The 510-nt window shown below is 37.5% G+C and carries 1 pseudogene; it reads left to right on the plus strand.

Annotated elements, in window-relative coordinates:
- Positions 1-25: 25 nt before the first annotated feature.
- Positions 26-510, plus strand: a pseudogene (locus tag AC1DRQ_RS32085) (DUF2723 domain-containing protein); the annotation flags it as partial.

Raw genomic sequence — 510 nt, forward strand, 5'->3', positions numbered from 1 at the left:
GTATATACGTCAGATGCAGGGAAAAATGAATCAGTCGGCTCCGTTACCCATTACTATGCCTTATGATAAGTATAAAGAAGGGGTGCGGGATGTGATATATTACAGCGACAGGAAAATACCTGGCCCTGTTGAGGTGAAAGAAATATTTGATTTTATATCGTCAGATGATAAGGCCGCACAGGTGCAATACCAAAGTGGCGATTATGGTAATTACCTGCCTACCAAGAATTTTAAAATTACCATAAACCCTGATGAAGTAGTAAAGAACGGTGTAGTTACACCTGATCAAAAAAGTAAGCTTACCAAAAGCATGGAGTGGAAATTTACCTCCAACTATGTTACTAAAGATAACCTGGCCATGCTTGATATACTGGCACATAATCATTGGAAAAGACCAATTTGTTTTACTACTACAATTGGGAATGATAACCTTATTGGTTTACAACCTTACCTGTATAAAGAAGGGTTTACTTACCGTTTAATTCCATTTGAAAAGGATACAACCAAACG

It is taken from the genome of Mucilaginibacter sp. P4_E8 (genome assembly GCF_056401495.1).